Annotated in this window: 13 protein-coding genes; 6 read left to right on the forward strand and 7 right to left on the reverse strand. The window is 64.9% G+C overall.

Going from position 1 to position 16,618, the window contains the following annotated elements; translation table 11 throughout:
- From MHM97_RS13785 to MHM97_RS13815, 7 genes are all read right to left on the reverse strand, one after another.
- Entirely contained in the window at positions 1–2,064 is a 2,064-nt protein-coding gene (locus tag MHM97_RS13785; RefSeq protein WP_239322951.1) for a dynamin family protein, read from the reverse strand.
- A gap of 44 nt (positions 2,065–2,108) precedes the next feature.
- A complete protein-coding gene (locus MHM97_RS13790) occupies positions 2,109–3,386 on the reverse strand; it encodes a dynamin family protein (protein WP_239322952.1) in 1,278 nt (425 codons plus the stop codon).
- Complete coding sequence (locus tag MHM97_RS13795) at positions 3,383–4,288, reverse strand: PP2C family protein-serine/threonine phosphatase (protein WP_239322953.1); 906 nt, start codon at positions 4,286–4,288, stop codon at positions 3,383–3,385. Before MHM97_RS13795 ends, MHM97_RS13790 begins: the two co-directional genes overlap by 4 nt.
- Positions 4,272–5,672: an FHA domain-containing protein gene (locus tag MHM97_RS13800; RefSeq protein WP_239322954.1), complete on the reverse strand. Its 1,401-nt coding sequence runs from the start codon at positions 5,670–5,672 to the stop codon at positions 4,272–4,274. The genes MHM97_RS13795 and MHM97_RS13800 overlap by 17 nt, the downstream gene beginning before the upstream one ends.
- A 71-nt stretch (positions 5,673–5,743) precedes the next feature.
- The gene (locus MHM97_RS13805) at positions 5,744–7,117 is read right to left on the reverse strand and encodes a serine/threonine protein kinase (RefSeq protein ID WP_239322955.1); all 1,374 of its coding nucleotides are present in this window, start codon (positions 7,115–7,117) and stop codon (positions 5,744–5,746) included.
- Between the two features lie 392 nt (positions 7,118–7,509).
- Positions 7,510–8,148: a hypothetical protein gene (locus MHM97_RS13810; protein ID WP_239322956.1), complete on the reverse strand. Its 639-nt coding sequence runs from the start codon at positions 8,146–8,148 to the stop codon at positions 7,510–7,512.
- Between the two features lie 325 nt (positions 8,149–8,473).
- Positions 8,474–10,951: a chemotaxis protein CheB gene (locus MHM97_RS13815; protein WP_239322957.1), complete on the reverse strand. Its 2,478-nt coding sequence runs from the start codon at positions 10,949–10,951 to the stop codon at positions 8,474–8,476.
- Positions 10,952–11,279: 328 nt separating this feature from the next.
- Between MHM97_RS13815 and MHM97_RS13820 the strand changes: the two genes are divergently transcribed.
- The 6 genes from MHM97_RS13820 (at position 11,280) to MHM97_RS13845 (ending at position 16,553) form a co-directional block, all read left to right on the forward strand.
- Complete coding sequence (locus MHM97_RS13820; RefSeq protein WP_239322958.1) at positions 11,280–12,119, forward strand: tryptophan 2,3-dioxygenase; 840 nt, start codon at positions 11,280–11,282, stop codon at positions 12,117–12,119.
- A gap of 1 nt (position 12,120) precedes the next feature.
- Complete coding sequence (gene kynU / locus MHM97_RS13825; protein WP_239322959.1) at positions 12,121–13,311, forward strand: kynureninase; 1,191 nt, start codon at positions 12,121–12,123, stop codon at positions 13,309–13,311.
- Between the two features lie 267 nt (positions 13,312–13,578).
- Positions 13,579–13,758 (forward strand): hypothetical protein, encoded by a 180-nt coding sequence (locus MHM97_RS13830; protein ID WP_239322960.1) that lies wholly within the window; start codon positions 13,579–13,581, stop codon positions 13,756–13,758.
- A 5-nt stretch (positions 13,759–13,763) separates the two neighbouring features.
- Positions 13,764–15,293 carry a CHAD domain-containing protein gene (locus tag MHM97_RS13835; RefSeq protein WP_239322961.1) on the forward strand — a complete coding sequence of 510 codons (1,530 nt, stop codon included), beginning with the start codon at positions 13,764–13,766 and terminating at the stop codon, positions 15,291–15,293.
- The gene (locus MHM97_RS13840; RefSeq protein ID WP_239322962.1) at positions 15,290–16,033 is read left to right on the forward strand and encodes a ParA family protein; all 744 of its coding nucleotides are present in this window, start codon (positions 15,290–15,292) and stop codon (positions 16,031–16,033) included. The genes MHM97_RS13835 and MHM97_RS13840 overlap by 4 nt, the downstream gene beginning before the upstream one ends.
- A gap of 46 nt (positions 16,034–16,079) precedes the next feature.
- Positions 16,080–16,553, forward strand: coding sequence for a CYTH domain-containing protein (locus tag MHM97_RS13845; RefSeq protein WP_239322963.1), 474 nt, complete (start codon positions 16,080–16,082; stop codon positions 16,551–16,553).
- The last annotated feature ends 65 nt before the right edge of the window (positions 16,554–16,618 follow it).

Genomic DNA, 16,618 nt, shown 5'->3' on the forward strand with positions numbered 1-16,618 from the left:
TCAGTCGGTGAGCCTGCGCAGGGTGCGCAGGGTGGCGGGGCAGAGGCTGGTTTCACGGTGGCCAGCGGCAAGAGGGGCACTCTGCGGTGGGTGTCCCCGGGCCATGGCATCTGTAATTTCAACAAGGATATCGCGGTGCTGGCGCAGGGTATCCTGCAACCGTCCCAGCGCCTCGGTTCGGATGCGTTCGGCCTGATCCACCTTGAGCGCGGTCATGAAGGGATGGGTTTCCACCGCGATCTGGGTGCGAAACGTCTCGGCAAAGGCGGCATATCCGCGGGCCCGGCGCCACCAGCTGCCCCACCAGCTGTCGCGGACATCGAGGGCAATGGTCTGGGCGAGCGCCACCGGAGCGGGCAGCGCAGGCGCATCCGGAACCGCGATCTGTATTCCGGCCACGGCGTCGCCGCAGGCGTCGTAGAGATGGCGCGCCACATCGCTCAAGGCGGCGGAATAGCGGTCCTCCAGCCCTTCCTTGAGCTGCTTGCCCATGACCGAATAGGCGCTGCGCAACAACAGCCGCAGTCCGGTGGGATCGTACTGCCAGGGGCTGCCTTCGCCCCACTCCTGCAAATGCGCGATCAGGGCGTGGGTGGCGCGATCCAGAAACGTGTCATGGGCGCGATCCGCCCGTTCCGCAAAGGCCTGCAGCACAGCGTCGATTTCTTCGCCACACGCCTCCAGATGCGCCTGAGTCAGGGTGTCAAACGCGTGCAGGCTCTCCTCCGGCGTGGCAAACACCGCGCCGCGGTCGCCACTGACGCCGCTGACCCGAATGCCCTCGGCTGCATCCCGGGCGGTGGCCAGCGTCAGCGCCTCCTGCGCGATGCGGCGAATGAGGGGGCGTGCGTCGGTTTCGGCCACGCGGGTGGCAATGGCACGGTTCAGCGCCGGCAATCCGGAGAGCGCCCAGACCAGGTCCGGCGGTTCGACCGCGTCGCCCTCGGACAGCGGGTTGGCTTCAACCCAGTTGAACAGCGCCTGCGCGGAGGCCCGTGGCATCGCATCCAGATCGCCGGCCAGCACCGCATTGGCCCAAAGCGCACTGCCAAAGATGATCTCAGCCCCGCCGGGCACGTGATGGGCCTTTAATGTTGCGCGCAGCGCGGTTTCGATTTCGGGCACCTGCACTGCCGGCTCCGACAGTTCGTCGATGCGGTTGACGAAGAGCACCACCTGTTCGGCCTGCAGGTTGCTCAACATGCGGATCAACCCGAGATCCACCGTCGACAGCGCCTGGCTGGCGGTCAGCACCACCACGCAGACGCGGCTGTCGCGCAGCGCCTGCAGGGTGATCTGTTCGCGCATCAGAAAGGTGTCGTTGACCCCGGGCGTATCCCGCAGGCACAGCTTGCAGGGCAGCACCGGACTGCCGAGATAGAGATCGGCAGAGCGCGTCACATCGGCAAACCGGCCCTGATGGGCGTCCGCGTCGTCGCCAAGGCCGGGATCATCGCCGAGGCAGATATAGCGTTCGATCAGGTTCTTGTCGAAATAGCCGTAGTCATGGCTCTGCCCCATCAACAGCTCGAACTTGCGTCCCAGTCGCGCCTTGGCACGGTCGCGCATGGTTTCCACCTGGCTGCGGATCTTGTCCATCTCGCCCGCAGCACCGGCGCGCCCGGCCATCTCTCCCATCCGTCCGCCCCGGGTCAGCAGGTGATCCCACTCCGCCTCGGTCATGAAGCGAAAGCGGGCGCTGGTTTCCGCCCGACCCTGGCCCGGGCTCAGGTGCAGCGAGGTCACCACCGAGGTCCAGGGGTTCACATCCGAAGGCAGCAGATCCGACCAGCCGGCCAGCGCATTCACCAGCGTGGTCTTGCCGGATTTCACTTGTCCCAGAAAGGTCACCGCCGGCTCGAACTGCGCCAGGTCCTGATCCAGCCGGGCCAGATTGCGCGCAGTCTTCTCGCCGGGGCCTTGCGCCAACTGATCCAATGCAGCCCGCAAGTCCGCGAGGTCCTGCGCGACCTCGTGCAACGGCGCCAGCCCGGCGGCGAGATTGCCGGGCTGGGTGGCCGCGCGCAGGTCCGTGGCGCTGTCGATTTCGGTATCGATGTACATTTGGCGGGGGCGTCCTTTGGATCGGGGCGAGAGAGAGCGGCAGATCAGGCTGGGGGTGACATTTCGCGCCGCAGTTGCAGCAGTACGGTGACCGCATCGACGGCGGCGTCCTCGTCCTGTTCCAGTTGGCAGAGCATCAGCACCTCTTCGCCTTCCTGCGCTGTGTCGTGGATCTTGCGCAGCCGGTCGGAGCGCGCCGCATGAGGTTCGACGGAGCGCATGACCTGCCGCAGCGTCGCCAGCGTGCCGTCAAAGATACAGTTGAGGTCGGGGGGCTCGGCGTCCTGCGCCTGCAGGAGGTCCGCGGCGCGGGCGCGGATCATTGCCGAGGCCTCGGCCAGAAGATCTTGCTCGTCGAGGCGCGCATGCGCGGGGGCGGGCGCCTGTTCGGGGGCGGGCGTGGCTGCGGCGTCGCTGCGTGCTGTGGCGGTTGGCGCCGGTCGGAGGGTCCGGTGATCGGTCGCCGACGGGCGACGCCGGTCCGGCGGGGCGAATTGTTGCAGCAGCATCTCCGCCTGATCGAGGTCGGCAGTCCGGCCCTGATCGATCTGATTCATGATGTCATCATAGAGCCGCTTGCCACCGCTCGAATGCCACAGCTGGCGGTCGATGCCGGCATCACCGCCCACCTGCGCCGTCAAACCCTGGATTGCGGCCAATGGATACAGGCCAAGGAATTCCTGCGCGGCCACGGGATCGAGCGCATTGATCGCCCGGTCAAGCGTGCCACGCATGATGCGGCGGTCGGCCATGGTCAGCACCAGAAAGCTGTGATCCTTGCGTTCGTCCGGCACTTCGGACCAGAGCGCCTGTTCCGGTGCGCTGAACTCGGTGCTGCAAAACAGCAGAATATCCGCGTAGGCCACCGCCTGTTTCATGATCGCGGACTGGCGCGCGGGGGCGCCGAACACCGTGATTTCCGTCAGGCTCATGCCGCGCAAACGCGGATCGTGCAGTTCCTGGCGCAGCCGCAGCGTGGCCAGCCCGGGATCGGTGACAGCACTTTGATCGGCCAGGTGGCCCTCGTGCTGCAGGATCGCGCCGTCGGCGGTCTCGATCTCGGCCCGGGGGCTCTGGCCGAATACGACCTCCGTCATGCCCGCCGAGGGGCATTGTCCCAGCACGGGTTGGCCCAGCAGCATGTCGATCAGGGCGGATTTTCCACTGCCCGGCAGTCCGATCACCACCACCTGCACCGGCTTTTGCAATCGGTGCAGCAGGCGCTGTCCCCAATCCGCGTATTGGCGCGGGATCACCCCGGATTGCAGGCTCTCGCTCAGTTGCCCGGCAAGCGGCGTCAGTGCGGCCTCGGCTATGCTCATGCGGATCCATCCCTGATGCTGTGGTGCAGATGCAGCCCTGCGCGGTGATTGCCCCTGGCCAGAACCGTCAGCCGTCGACGCTTGCGTGCGGGGCGGGCGCGCTGCGGGGCCTGTGTCTGGCGCACACGGATCAGACAGAAGGCGACGTTGTCCTGCTCGGGCGCATTGGCGGCTTCAATGCGGGCCAGGAGCCGCTGGCTCAGCTCCGCGCTCGACAGGTCCGCCCCCTGGCCGAGGGTCTCTTCGATCTCCGCGGTGTGCAGCGCCAGCAGGCCATCGCTGGTGGCGATCACGAGATCGTCGGCTTTGAGCGAGAGCGGCGCGTGGCGGCAATCCACCTGCGGAATGTCATGCCCGGTCAGGACCGACGTCACGCAGGCGCGATCCGGGTGCGCATGGGCCTCCTGCGCCGACAATTCCCCCGCCGCGACCATCCGGTCCAGCTGGGCGGCCAGCGAATGATCGGCGTTCAACCGATAAAGCCGCCCGTCGCGAAACAGCAATAGCGGCGAATCCCCGATCGACAGCCAATACAGGCGATTGTCCACGATCACCGGCGCCAGCAAGGTTGCGCCCATCCCCAGCGCGTCCGGCCGCTGGCTCGCATAGGCGCGGATCGAGGCATTGGCGTCATCGGCGGCGTCGGTCAGCACCTGGGCGATCTGCGGTTCCAACCGCTGCGGTGCATCCGACCACAGCTTTAGCCCGGCAAAGACCTCGGTGACCGCCAGTTTCGACGCCATGTCACCGGCTGCGTGTCCGCCCATGCCATCGGCCAGCACGGCAAATCCGATCCCGGATCCGGCAAGGAAATCCGAGGCCACGGAATCCTCCTGCCGGTCGCGACGGCCCTGGCTGATCGCGGTGGCCGCGTCATAGCTGAAACTAGCGCGCGGCGGCATGGCGGTGGTCGCCCTCCGAGGTGTCATCATCCCAGCTGAAGCCCTGATCGCACAGCGGGATGAACCGCAGTTCGGTCTCCCCGATCCGCAGGGTGTCGCCCGCGTTCAAGGGTTCTGTCGACAGCACCGGCCGATTGTTCAGCCGGACCAGATTGGCTTTGCCGCCATGGCCGACATAGAAACTTCGCTGTTCCGGATCATAGGCCAGCGCGGCGTGCTGCGCGCGCGAGATACTGGTGTCGCCAAAGTCCAGCTGCACGCTCTGGTCAGAACCGCGCCCGATGGTGGAGACGCCGGCATAGAGCGTGAAGGTCGCGCCCCTGCCGGGACCGCGGACCACCGCGAGCCAGCCGACAGGATATTCGCTATAGCCCGGGGGCTGGCCGCCCACTTCGCTGGCAAAAGGATCCGGCGCTGCGGCGGGGTTGAAGCCCAGCAACCGCGTCTTGACCCGTCCACCGGCGCGCCGCGCGCCGCGCCCCATGGCCGGGGCCGGCACATCCACAGGCGATTGCACGGCTTCGCTGTCACCCAGCGGAGGCGGCAGGGCGTCCCACTCCTCATCGCTGGCGTTCTGCGGTGGTGGGCAGAGATCGGTTGTGTCCGGCTGTCGGGGGGCTGCCGAGCGCGCACGATCACTGCGAAACGCGTCGAGGGCGTCGGGGGCCATGTCGGGCGCGGTCAGGTCACCGTCTGGATCGCTTGCATGCAGCGTCCGTGCCTGCGGAGCCTGTGCCGGCGCACCCATGCCCGGCGTTTGCTCAGGCTCTGGTGATTGCTCCGGCTCTGGCGTCTGCGTCTCGGTCGCTTCTGCGCTGCGGGCTGTTGGCGTGGGGGCAGCCTCCGGTTCGGGCGGACGCTCTGACATCTGCGCAGGGCGGCGGCGGGTGAACAGGCGATAATCCCTGGGGTCCTCATCTGCCGGTTCAGGTGTGGGCGACGGCGCGCGCGCCGGGGGAGGCGGTGCCGGGGTGTCCCGCTCGGGTCCCGGGGTGGGCGCGGTATTGTCGGGCGCGGGCGGCTTGGGGTGGTCGGTGTCCTCTGCGGCCTCCACGCCCGCTGCCGTCGCCGCCCGCAGCGCGGCCTCTTCCTGACGGGTGCGTGTGAGGATGCGATCAAATTCGCTGTCATCTGCCAGCCGCTCCTCGGAAGGAGGCGGGGGCGGTGCGGCGTTCCCGGCCTGCTGCTGCGTCCTCTCGCTGTTCAGGAGGTCGGTCACAGCCTCCAGCTGGTGCGCCGCGGCGGTGCCGGGCGGGATCGGCGCCTCCGGATCAGCGTCATCCACCCGGTCCTGGGTCTCGAGACGCAGTGGCAGGTCGTCAGAGGCTGCGGTCGGGCGGACGCGGGTGCGTTGCTCTCCGATGATATCCTTGATGAACTTCATGGGTGATCCTCTTGGGAAACGGGGCGTTGTCGGAAACGCGGTAGCGGGGAGGCTGGGTCATGTCGGAAGGGTCAGGAGGCCGTGGCGCTGTCCCTGGGCCGTGTGCGTTTGCCAAAGAACCGGCCGAGCCCGCCCTTTGCCTGCATTCGGTCGGCCTCGGGCGGGGCATCATCGGTTGCATCACCCGCGGACCCCGCTGCCAGCGGAGCAGACGGCTCAGCGCAGTCCTGATCCGCCATCCAGGCGTGCAGATCCCCGACCGGCTGGCCGAACAGGTCGACAAATTGACGTTTCAGCTTGTGCGCCTTCGGTTCGGGCGGCGGTGCAGGGCGCAGGACTCGCGGCAGCCCCGCGGTCAGCCCGTCGTTGGTCTGGGCGACAAGATCGGCGATCCGTGTGCTCAGCTGCGCCCCGGAGGCGGAGGCCGTCGGAACGTCTTCCGCAAGCACGTCGGCCGCCTCTGGCAGGGCGGGGGCGGTCGGTGTCGGCTCCGGCAACTCTTGCGAGGCCGGAAGGGGCGCCGCGGTTGATGCGCCCGGGGGGCTGCACCGCAGGTCGGCCAGCCAGTCCGCCGCCGTCTGGTAGCGCTCTGCCGGCAGAATCGACAGGGCCTTGGCGATGGTGGACCAGAACGCCGGGGTCTCTGCAGGCGGGCGGAGCGGATCGGCCTCACCTCGGGTCACAGCCGCCAGACGCTCCGGCCCCGACGGGGGCGGGTCGCCGGTCAGCAGGTAATGCATCGTTGCACCAAGCGCATAGAGGTCGGAGCAGGCGCGGGCGATGGCCCCGGCGGCATAAAGCTCATGCGGCGAGTAGCCATCTTTGACGGCAACCGTGTCCTCGCTGATGGTCAGATCTTCGGCGGGGGTATGGCAGGCCGCGCCAAAGTCGATCAGCATCAGCCGATTGTCGACGGTCCAGATCAGGTTGTCCGGGGAGATGTCGCGATGCAGGATGCCCTGCCCATGCAGCGCATCGAGCGCGCCCAGGGCCTGGAGCAGACAGGCGTGCAACATCGGCGCGGTCAACCGCTGAGGAGCGGTCTCGCGCAGCGACAGAAGATCCTCTCCCAGCAGGTGGTCCATTGCAATATAGGCCGTGCCGTTTTCGCGAAACACCTGATGCACGGGCACGATATTGGGATGTTCCGCACGCGCCAGCAGATGCGCCTCTCTCAGGAAGCTGCGCAACACGGCCTTGTAGCTCCGCAACTGGGCGGGGCTGCGCGGACGCACCTGTCCGGTGGTGTCGCGCTGGCACAGCTCAGCCGGGAAGCATTCCTTGATTACGACCTGTCGGTCGAGACTGTCCCGCGCCAGATAGGTGATCCCGAACCCGCCCGCGATCAGCGGCGCCTCGATTTGATATTGCCCGTGCAGCAGCCGCGCACCATTCGCAAGTTCCGCATCCGAAGTCGGCTGAGCGGTCGCGGGGTGCAGCTGCATGAACAAACCTCCTGGGAAACCCGGCAGTGAGACAGACCCCCGGCAGAGTGGGGCGCGGCTTTCAAGGCTGCGAGGCAATCAGGGAAGAAGCGTGTCCTCTTTGGGGCAAATCGGGCAGGATCGCCCTTCTTTTGCCATAGTTCCGGGCACTTCCTTGAAAAGAAGGCGGGAAATGCGCCGCATTGCTTAACGCGCTATTAGTTCAAATTAACACTGATGGCGTTGCCCGCTGGCCGTTGCGGGCGCCTGGCCTGTGGTGGCGCAATTTTAGGTGGCGGTGGCGGGCATCGGGCAGCCTGCGCCGATTCTGCGCCGCCGCATCAGCGCCGGGACCCCTGCCGGATATGGGGCAAGATCGGGGTCATGCCCGCCACGCCTCAAGGCCAGTTGTCCTAGCTTATTTCCGGGGCGCTCTGCCTTGGCACAGGCTCCTGCTGGTCCTGATCATTGCGGATGTGATCACGGGTGCAATCGTCCACATAGCGGCGCAGCAACTCCGTGTAGAATTTGAGCTCGACCGTCTCATCCTCGATTTGGCGCAGCCCTGACCGCATGGCTTCGGTCGCGTTCCGGTCCTCAAGGATGCGGTCCAGGTGCAGGGCGATATTACGGAGCGGAGAGCAGGTGCTGTCCCGCGCCTGCACCGCCAGACGTTCCCGGTGCGGCAGGGACTCATGCAGTGCCCCTTCATGTCGCCGGAACACGCAGGCCACAGAGCCGATGAGAAAGGCAAAACCGATGATGATGTGCCGCCCGCCATTCATCGCCGTGTTGACCAGCATGCGCATCCGCGCGACCACGGCGGCCTTTCGGGATTTGATGACATCGGGGGTTGTCAGGACCATCGGCGCGTCTTTGGCGCGTTGCACCAGACGGAGCAGACAGTTGGCGAAATCCGGGTGGAACACATCGGTGATGGACCGTTTCCCGGTGAAGTGAAGCGTGTTCTTCAACGCCGCAGAGCGGAGTGCAACGGAGGCCACGGTTTGGTCGCGGCCTCCGGCAGCATCGCGTATTTCTACGGTCAGCATGTTGCCTGCATACGCACTTACCTCAAACATGAGACATCACCGTTCAAGACCAAACCCAAACTATGATTATTCTATAGGTTGCGGGCGACAAGGCAAGGCGTCTGGAGGGGAAACACCGGCAATCCCAGGGGGCTGACTGCGGAGTAAAAGCGGGTTTTCTGTTGATTTATTGATGCTTGTCTCCCGAAGGAACATCGAAATTTCCAATCCGCCTCGCCGAAAATGGCGGGGGTGGCAGGGCAGGTGTTGGCGCCCGAATTATCGGTGGTGACGCCCTTGTCGGCAATCTGGATCGGCCTGTGGTTGCAGTGCGCGGGGGCGCGGATCAGATCACACTGACGATGACGCCGATGTTCTCCGGGGGCAGACCCTTGAAAATCGGCGTGAACCTGAGTGTTTTTTCAACATCCCCCTCGCTGAACGGGACGCTCCGGTTCTCCTGATGACGAAAACACTCTGAGACCTGTGGCACCAGATGCGGTAGCCCCTCTACGGAGCGGCACGCGCTGAGGGGGATGCCGCTTTGGGGCAGCTGCGAAATCCCGAAATAGGACAGCGCAACCGCCGAGGCATGGCGAATTTGCAGCGCCGGGTCGACCACAAGCGTGGGATAAGGCGTGGCCCGCAGGATGGCGTCCAGCTCGATCATCAGTTGCTGCAATTCCGTCGCGTTGATCTGCATCTCCTCATTGACGGTAATCAGCTCCTCATTGGTGGCCTGCAGCTCCTCGTTGGAGGTTTCCAACTCCTCGTTTGTCGCCTGTAGCTCCTCATTTGTGGCCTGCATTTCCTCGTTCACGGATTGCAGCTCCTCGTTCGAGGTCTGCAGCTCCTCGATCGTTTGTTGCAACGCCTCGCGGGTGCTGGCGATCTCGTCCTCGATCTGCCGGACATATTGCATCCGGTCCTGATCGCGGATGTCCGGCGTAGCGGGTGTCCGGGTATGTGCCGCGCGGGTCTCCACCGCAAACAGGACATGATCTTCGCCCTCGTTCTCGGCCAGCAGCGGGTAGCATGTCAGCCGCGTCTGGTCGAAGCCGGGGCCGGCGATGCTGTGCCAGAGCCCGGAGCGCATGGAGCGGCTGCGCAGGCACAGGGTGATCAGGCTGGCAGCTTCGGCGCGCAGGTTCGATTTCAAAATCTTCGTGCTCAGGCGCAGCAGGGCGCTGCTCTCGTTCAGCTCCGTCACGTGGGAAATGTCGCCGATGATGCGGATGATCTCGCTGTCGCGGGTGGCGATAAAGCCGTTTGGCGCCAGTACCCGGCTGAGCGCGTCGAACATTTCCGAACCCCGGGGTTTCACCTGCTTGCGCGCCGGTTGCGGCATGTCGCGGCTGGCGATCGGCAGGGGCAGGAAACTGGAGGGCAACCGGGCGCTGCTCTGGCGCAGGCCACGTTTGGAATACAGCCGGTCGGGCAGGGACAGGGTTTCGAAATGGCCGTGCATGGCGCCGACGGTTTCCGAGGTGCCGAGAAAGATCTTGCCGTCGGGCACCAGCGCATAGGCCATCCGCGAGAGCACCTTCTCCTGCAGCGATGCGCCGAAGTAGATCAGCAGGTTGCGCAGGCTGATCAGGTCGATGTTGATGAAGGGCGGGTCCTGGATGATGTTGTGGCGGGAAAACAGCACCACGGATCGCAGCTGCTTGTGGACCTCGACGGTGTCGCCACCGACATGCAGATAGGTCTCGACATAGGCGCGGGGCACATCATTGGCGGCCGACAGCGGATAGAGACCGCGCCGGGCCACTTCCAACGCCTTGGTGTCGATGTCGGTGGCAAAGATCTGAACCCGATCCTTGGTGAGCCACTCAATCCCACCCAGCGCCTCGGCAAACAGGATGGCGATCGAATAGGCTTCTTCTCCGGTGGCGCAGCCGGCAACCCAGACCCGCAGAGGGCGACTGGCCCCGTCCTTGACCATGGCGGCGATGACCTGGGCGAGGCGATTGAACTGGGTCTGGTCGCGAAAGAACCGCGTGACCGAGATCATCATATCCTTGTAGAGCGCATCCACCTCGCTGTCGTTGTCGCGGCAGTGCGCGACATAGGCCTCATAGCTGTCGATGCCGAGCGCCACCATGCGTCGCGCAATGCGCCGGTTTATGGTGGTCTCCTTGTAGTCGCGAAAGTCGACTCCGGTGCGCGACAGCAGGATGTGGTAGAGATCCTGAAGCTTGCTCGAGGCGCTGGCGAGGGACTGCAGATCGGCAAGGTCCCGCGGGTTGGACAGGATCCGGGTCAGTTGCTGGCCGATCATGTCCGGCGGCAAGGTCAGGTCGATGCAGCCGGTGTGGATGGCGGAGGCAGGCATGCCCTCGTATTTCGCGGTGCCGACCTCCTGGGCAATGGTCACGCCGCCGCAGTCACGCATGGCGCGAATGCCGTCGCTGCCGTCGCTGCCCGTCCCCGACAGCACCACGCCGACACAGCGGTCACCGCATTCATCGGCCAGGCTTTTGAACAGGCGATCGGCCACGGGTTGGGGCGCGCCGGGAGGGCCGCCAGAGTCCCGCAGCCCCAGTTTGCCCCCGTCCAGTATGACGTCGCAGTTCGGCGGCGTGATATAGATGGTGTCCGGGAGCGGGACGCGATCCTCCTGCGTCAACTCGATGACCGGCAATTCGGTTTCGCGCCCGATCAGCGCGCACAGCAGGCTCTTGTGGGTCGGTGACATGTGCTGCGCAATCACGTAGCTGGCCTTGGTCTGCGCCGGCAGGTTCTTGACCAGTTGCGTGATCGCCTCCAGACCACCGGCCGATGCGGCAATACCGATCATGACCGGTAGCGTTGCCTGTGCCATTCACCCAAACTCCTGTCCCGCAAGGCCCTGTCGGACCGGCCATGCTCCGGCGCGGTCTCGTGGCGACCGTCAAAAAGGCCGGATCCGTCCGCGCGCCTGCGCGTCTTCTCGGGTTGTTTCAGAAAACCCGCCGGCGTTCCAGTCACGCGGCGTCACAAAACACGGCTGCGGCGGCGCGCTGCGGCAGGATACCTTTGCCGCGGGAGGGTGCTTTGCGTCTGTATATTTTAAGCTTGAAGGTTTTTCTTGCACCGGGACCCGCCGCGCAATACCGTTGCCCGGAGATCTGGCGGCGCGGGATCGCAGGCCGCAGGAAGGGAGCACCAAGATGAGCAACACACCCTATAATCCCGGGCAGGAGGGGGCCAAGATGGGCTTTGCCGACGCCATGTCCTATGGCGACTACCTGCACCTTGATGCGCTCCTGGATCAGCAGCACTGCAAGAGCGACGCCCATGACGAAATGCTGTTCATCATCCAGCACCAGACCAGCGAATTGTGGATGAAGCTGGCGCTGCATGAATTGCAGGCGGCGCGCAATGCCTTGCAGCAGGGCCAGACTGCCGAGATGTTCAAGATGCTCGCCCGGCTCAGCCGCATCTTTGAGCAGCTCAACAGCGCCTGGGACGTGCTGCGCACCATGACGCCCGCCGATTACACCCGCTTTCGCGAGGCTTTGGGGCCGTCCTCGGGGTTTCAGTCCTATCAGTACCGGCTGATCGAATATGTGCTGGGCAACCGCAACCCCAACATGCTGCGCCCGCATGAACATGTGCCGGAGGTCCACGCGATACTGAGCGCCGAACTGGCGCGCCCCAGTTTCTATGACGAGGTGAACCGGTTCCTGTATCAAACCCTTGATGGGCATACGGAAAACATGCCGGTGCCACAACTGGATGCCCCGCATGCGCTCAACGCGGATATTCAGGCCCGCTGGTTGCAGGTCTACCAGGACATTGAAAGCCACTGGACCCTCTACGAACTGGCCGAGAAACTGGTCGATCTCGAAGACTATTTCCGCCGCTGGCGCTTCAACCATGTGACCACGGTGGAGCGCGTCATCGGCTTCAAACGCGGCACCGGCGGCACCTCCGGTGTACAATACCTGCGCCGCATGCTGAGCGTGGAGCTGTTCCCCGAACTCTGGACCCTGAGAGGCGACCTCTGACATGACCAACCTGCCCAAGAAACACCTCTTCGACATCCCGGAGGGCATGATCTACCTCGACGGCAACTCGCTCGGTCCGCTGCCAAAAGGCGCGGCGGAGCGGGCGACCAAGACCCTCACGCAGGAGTGGGGCACCCAGCTGATCAAGGCCTGGAACACCGCCGACTGGATGGCCCTGCCGCAAAAGGTCGGGGACCGGATCGCGGGCTTTATTGGCGCCGCGCCAGGCAGCGTGGCCACCGGCGATACGCTCTCGATCAAGGTCTATCAGGCGCTGGCGGCGGCGCTGAAAATGCGCCCGGACCGTCGGGTGATCCTGTCGGACACCGGCAATTTCCCCACCGATCTCTATATGGCGCAGGGGCTGATCTCGACCATCGGCAAGGATTATGAACTGCGCACCGTCGCCCCTGAAGAGGTCGCCGAAGCGATCACCGAGGACGTCGCCGTGGTGATGCTGACCGAAGTCGATTACCGCTCGGGCCGGCGGCACGACATGATGGAGATCACCGCACGGGCGCAGCAGAACGGCGCCGTGATGATCTGGGATCTGGCCCATAGTGCGGGCGCTTTGCCGGTGGATCTGACCGCCTGCAACGCGGAATTTGCGGTGGGCTGTACCTACAAGTACTTCAACGGCGGTCCCGGCGCGCCGGCCTTCATCTATGCCCGCCCCGACATCGTGCTGGAGGTGGAGCCCGCGCTGTCGGGCTGGCTTGGCCATGACGCGCCTTTTGCGATGGAACCCGGCTATCGTCCCGCCATGACCACTGAACGCCTGCGCGTCGGCACGCCCCCCATCGTGCAACTGTCGATCCTCGACACGGCGCTGGATGTCTGGGACGGCGTGTCCATGGCCGAGATCCGGGCGGCGTCGATTGCGCTCTGCGAGACTTTCATCGCCGAGGTCGAGGCCCGCTGCCCGATGCTGACCCTTGCCTCCCCGCGCGACGCCGCGCAGCGCGGATCGCAGGTGTCCTTTGCCTTTGACGAGGGGTATGCGGTGATGCAGGCGCTGATCGAGCGGGGGGTGATCGGCGATTTCCGTGCGCCGAATATCCTGCGGTTCGGGTTCACACCGCTCTATATCGACGAGGCGGACGTGCGGCGGGCTGCCGAAATCCTTGGCGAGGTCATGGACAGCGGCGCCTGGAAGGAGCCGCGGTTTCAGGTCCGTTCGCGGGTGACCTGACCGGGCCATCGCGCCCCCAGTGCCTTTCGCTCCCCCCTGTGCCTTGCGCCCCATGGCGCGAGGCACGCTGTCCCAACGCCCTGCCCCTGCCCCTGCGCGCGCAGGGGCAGGGCGTCGCGATACTCATCAGCGAATTCGGTAAATCATCACAGTTTTGCACGGCTGTCGCGCGTGTCGCATCGATCTGTTGCGCCGGGTTTGTAACAGCTTCTTGACAGCGACGCGCATTGATTGACATCATGACGTCATGTAGTGAGGCCGCCCCAGATGTCCAAAGACAAGACAAGCAGCAGCAAGCCCTACAAATCCGCGCGCAAGAACACCTCGTTGCGTTTGGACAGCAAGACACTGAAAGCGCTGAAAATCCGGGCCATTGAAGAGGATACCAGCATTCAGCGCCTTATAGAGCGGCTTATCGAGGACTACCTGAGACCGACAAAGAGATAAGGCGCATGACATCATCTGAACCAATCGGGTTTCTACTGGACGGCCAGATTGACTGGTCGCAGATCGAAGCTGCCCTGGCCCCCCTGCGCCTGGTGACGGAGCCTGACGACGGGACCGTGCCCTTTCGCCTGCTGGATTGCCACGACCAGCTTTTGCGCGGATCCGGGCGAGTGTTGCTGGAGTTTGACGCTGCGCTTGCGCTGTTTGCCGGGAAGGAGGCACCGTTGCGCCAGGCGGCGGCCTCGGACGGTGATTTCCCGGCGGATCTGCCAGACGGGCCAATCCGCAGCCTGACGCAAGACCTGTTCCCGCTGCGCTGCTTTCTGACCCTGGCCCGTGGTGTGCTGCGGTCCACCACCCTGCGAGTGGTGGATGAGGAAACCAAGACCCAGTTGCGCGGCGAGGTTCTGCAGGTCGAGGGCGAGGCCGGCGGTGCCGTCACCCTTGTCCTGCTGAAACCGCTGCGCGGTTACGACCGCGCCCCGGCGGCGATGGCGGCCGGCCTGCGGGAGCAGGGCGCCGGGCCGGTGGATGCGGAACGGGTCTTTGCGGCGCTGGCGCCGGAGGTGCAGCCCTATGTGGCCAAGCCCAAAACCACCTTTACCGGGCAGGAAACCGCCTTTGACGTGGCGGTGGAAACGATGTCCAACTACATCGCGGTCGCCCGCGCGAACGAGGCCGGTGTGATCGCCGATCTCGACACCGAATTCCTGCATGACTATCGCGTGGCGCTGCGCAAACTCCGCTCGGTGCTGAGCCTGTTCAAGGGCGTGTTTGGTGCGGTGCAGACGGCAGAGTTGAAAGCCGCCTTGTCCGACCTGATGCAGCCCACCGGGCGGGTGCGCGATCTCGACGTCTACCTGATGGAGCGGGCGGACTACGACGCCCGGGTGCCCGAACATCTGCGTCCCGGCCTGTCGGTGATGTTCGATGCCTTTGCCGCAGAGCGCGCCGATGCGCAGGCGGCACTGGCAAACCATCTGAACAGCAAGGCCTATCACACGGTGATTTCGGAGCTGGAGGCGCAGTTTGCCCATCCCGAGGGCTTCATCCGCGGCGCCGCAAGCGGGGTTAGCGCAGATCGATATGCCCGCAAGCTGATCTGGAAACGCTACCGCAAGATCTGCAAGATCGCCGCGCGTATCCATGACGACACGCCCGACGAGGAGGTCCATGAACTGCGCATCGCCTGCAAGAAATTCCGCTATCTGGTGGAGTTCTTTGCCCCGCTGTTTGCCGGCAAGAGCGCCAAGCGCATCATCAAGCGGATGAAGCTGTTGCAGGACAATCTCGGCGCGTTCAACGATTATGCCGTTCAGCAGCAGGCGCTGCTGCGCTTTGTCGAGACCCACCCGGCGATGACCGGGCGTCGGGGTGTCGAAGCGGCGCTGAGCATCGGCGCGCTGATCGCCCTGCTGGATCAAGGCCAACGGGCGGAACGGGCACGGGTGATGGAGAGTTTCGACCGGTTCAACAGCCCTGAGGCCCGCGCCGAGATCAAGGCGCTGTGTCATCCCGAGGAGGCCGCCGCATGAAGGTTCTTGCCTGCTACAGCAACAAGGGCGGCGTCGGCAAGACCGCGACCGCGGTGAACCTGGCCTACGCCTTTGCGCAATCCGGCGCGCGCACCTTGTTGTGCGATCTCGACCCGCAGGGGGCGTCGAGCTTCTATTTCCGGGTCAAACCGTCGAAAAAGCTGAAGGGCGCGCAGTTCTTTCAGGATGTGGAGCGCTTTACCCGCGCCATCCGCGGCAGCGATTATGAGAACCTCGACATTCTGCCGGCCAATCTGACCTTTCGCGATTTCGACCTGTTTCTGGCGCGCATGAAGAACAGCCGGTCGCGCCTGAAAAAGGCGCTGAAGGGCGTGCACAGCGATTATGATGTCATCATTCTCGATTGCCCGCCCAATATCTCCATGCTGTCGGAGGCGGTGTTCAAGGCGGCGGACAAGGTGGTCGTGCCGGTGATCCCGACCACGCTGTCGGAACGCAGCTTTGTGCAGCTTCTGGATGTGTTCCGGGCGGACGGGGTGAAGATGACAAAGCTGCTGCCCTTCTTTTCCATGGTGCAGGGACGCAAGGCTATGCATGGCGAGACGATCACCCGCCTGCGCGCCCGTCATGGCAAGCGGTTCCTGTCGACGGAGCTGCCGTTTTCTACCGATGTGGAGAAAATGGGCCTGCACCGCAAACCGGCCTTGTGCTTTGCGGCCACCCGCCCGGCGGGCAAGGCCTACTGGGCGCTGTTTGATGAGGTCAAAGCCCGTCTCTGAGGCGGAACGCAGGGGGCACAGGGGTGATGCAAGCAAGGACATTGGCATGAAAGAGATCGAGCGGAAATTCCTGGTGGCGGATCAGCCGGACCTGACTGCGGCGCAGGCCACGCCCGTGCGGCAGGGGTATCTGACCGCGTTGGAGGACAGCACCGAGCTGCGCCTGCGCCAGAAGGGAGAGCGTTTCTATCTGACCCAGAAAGGCGGGTCCGGGCGGGTCCGCGAAGAACGGGAGGCGGAAATCAGCCCGGCAGTGTTCGAGACCTTCTGGCCGGGCACAATGGGGCGGCGGGTGGAGAAGACCCGTTGGACCGGGGCGTTGCCCGATGGCCCGGGTTATGAACTCGACATCTTCGAAGGGGCGCTGGCCCCCTTGCAGATGGTCGAGGTGGAGTTTCCGGACGAGGCGGCGGCAGAGGCCTTTGTGCCGCCGTCCTGGTTCGGGCGCGAGGTGACCGAGGACAAGCGGTTCGGCAATAAATCCCTCGCGGTGCACGGAATGCCGTCAGACCCGGAGTGATCCGCGCAGGGGGGGGCGTAAAAGAGGGGGGCGCTCCCGCCCCCGCGCAGACCCTTGCTGACGCA

This window comes from Epibacterium sp. Ofav1-8 (assembly GCF_022348185.1).
In the GTDB taxonomy this organism is placed as follows: domain Bacteria; phylum Pseudomonadota; class Alphaproteobacteria; order Rhodobacterales; family Rhodobacteraceae; genus Epibacterium.

Excerpts from the sequence above, each read along its gene's own strand:
- MHM97_RS13830 (WP_239322960.1), top strand. The coding sequence starts at position 13,579 with ATGTCCAAAGACAAGACAAGCAGCAGCAAGCCCTACAAATCCGCGCGC.
- MHM97_RS13785 (WP_239322951.1), bottom strand. The coding sequence starts at position 2,064 with ATGTACATCGATACCGAAATCGACAGCGCCACGGACCTGCGCGCGGCC.
- MHM97_RS13800 (WP_239322954.1), bottom strand. The coding sequence starts at position 5,672 with ATGAAGTTCATCAAGGATATCATCGGAGAGCAACGCACCCGCGTCCGC.
- MHM97_RS13840 (WP_239322962.1), top strand. The coding sequence starts at position 15,290 with ATGAAGGTTCTTGCCTGCTACAGCAACAAGGGCGGCGTCGGCAAGACC.
- kynU (WP_239322959.1), top strand. The coding sequence starts at position 12,121 with ATGACCAACCTGCCCAAGAAACACCTCTTCGACATCCCGGAGGGCATG.
- MHM97_RS13810 (WP_239322956.1), bottom strand. The coding sequence starts at position 8,148 with ATGCTGACCGTAGAAATACGCGATGCTGCCGGAGGCCGCGACCAAACC.
- MHM97_RS13835 (WP_239322961.1), top strand. The coding sequence starts at position 13,764 with ATGACATCATCTGAACCAATCGGGTTTCTACTGGACGGCCAGATTGAC.
- MHM97_RS13845 (WP_239322963.1), top strand. The coding sequence starts at position 16,080 with ATGAAAGAGATCGAGCGGAAATTCCTGGTGGCGGATCAGCCGGACCTG.
- MHM97_RS13795 (WP_239322953.1), bottom strand. The coding sequence starts at position 4,288 with ATGCCGCCGCGCGCTAGTTTCAGCTATGACGCGGCCACCGCGATCAGC.
- MHM97_RS13790 (WP_239322952.1), bottom strand. The coding sequence starts at position 3,386 with ATGAGCATAGCCGAGGCCGCACTGACGCCGCTTGCCGGGCAACTGAGC.
- MHM97_RS13805 (WP_239322955.1), bottom strand. The coding sequence starts at position 7,117 with ATGCAGCTGCACCCCGCGACCGCTCAGCCGACTTCGGATGCGGAACTT.
- MHM97_RS13820 (WP_239322958.1), top strand. The coding sequence starts at position 11,280 with ATGAGCAACACACCCTATAATCCCGGGCAGGAGGGGGCCAAGATGGGC.
- MHM97_RS13815 (WP_239322957.1), bottom strand. The coding sequence starts at position 10,951 with ATGGCACAGGCAACGCTACCGGTCATGATCGGTATTGCCGCATCGGCC.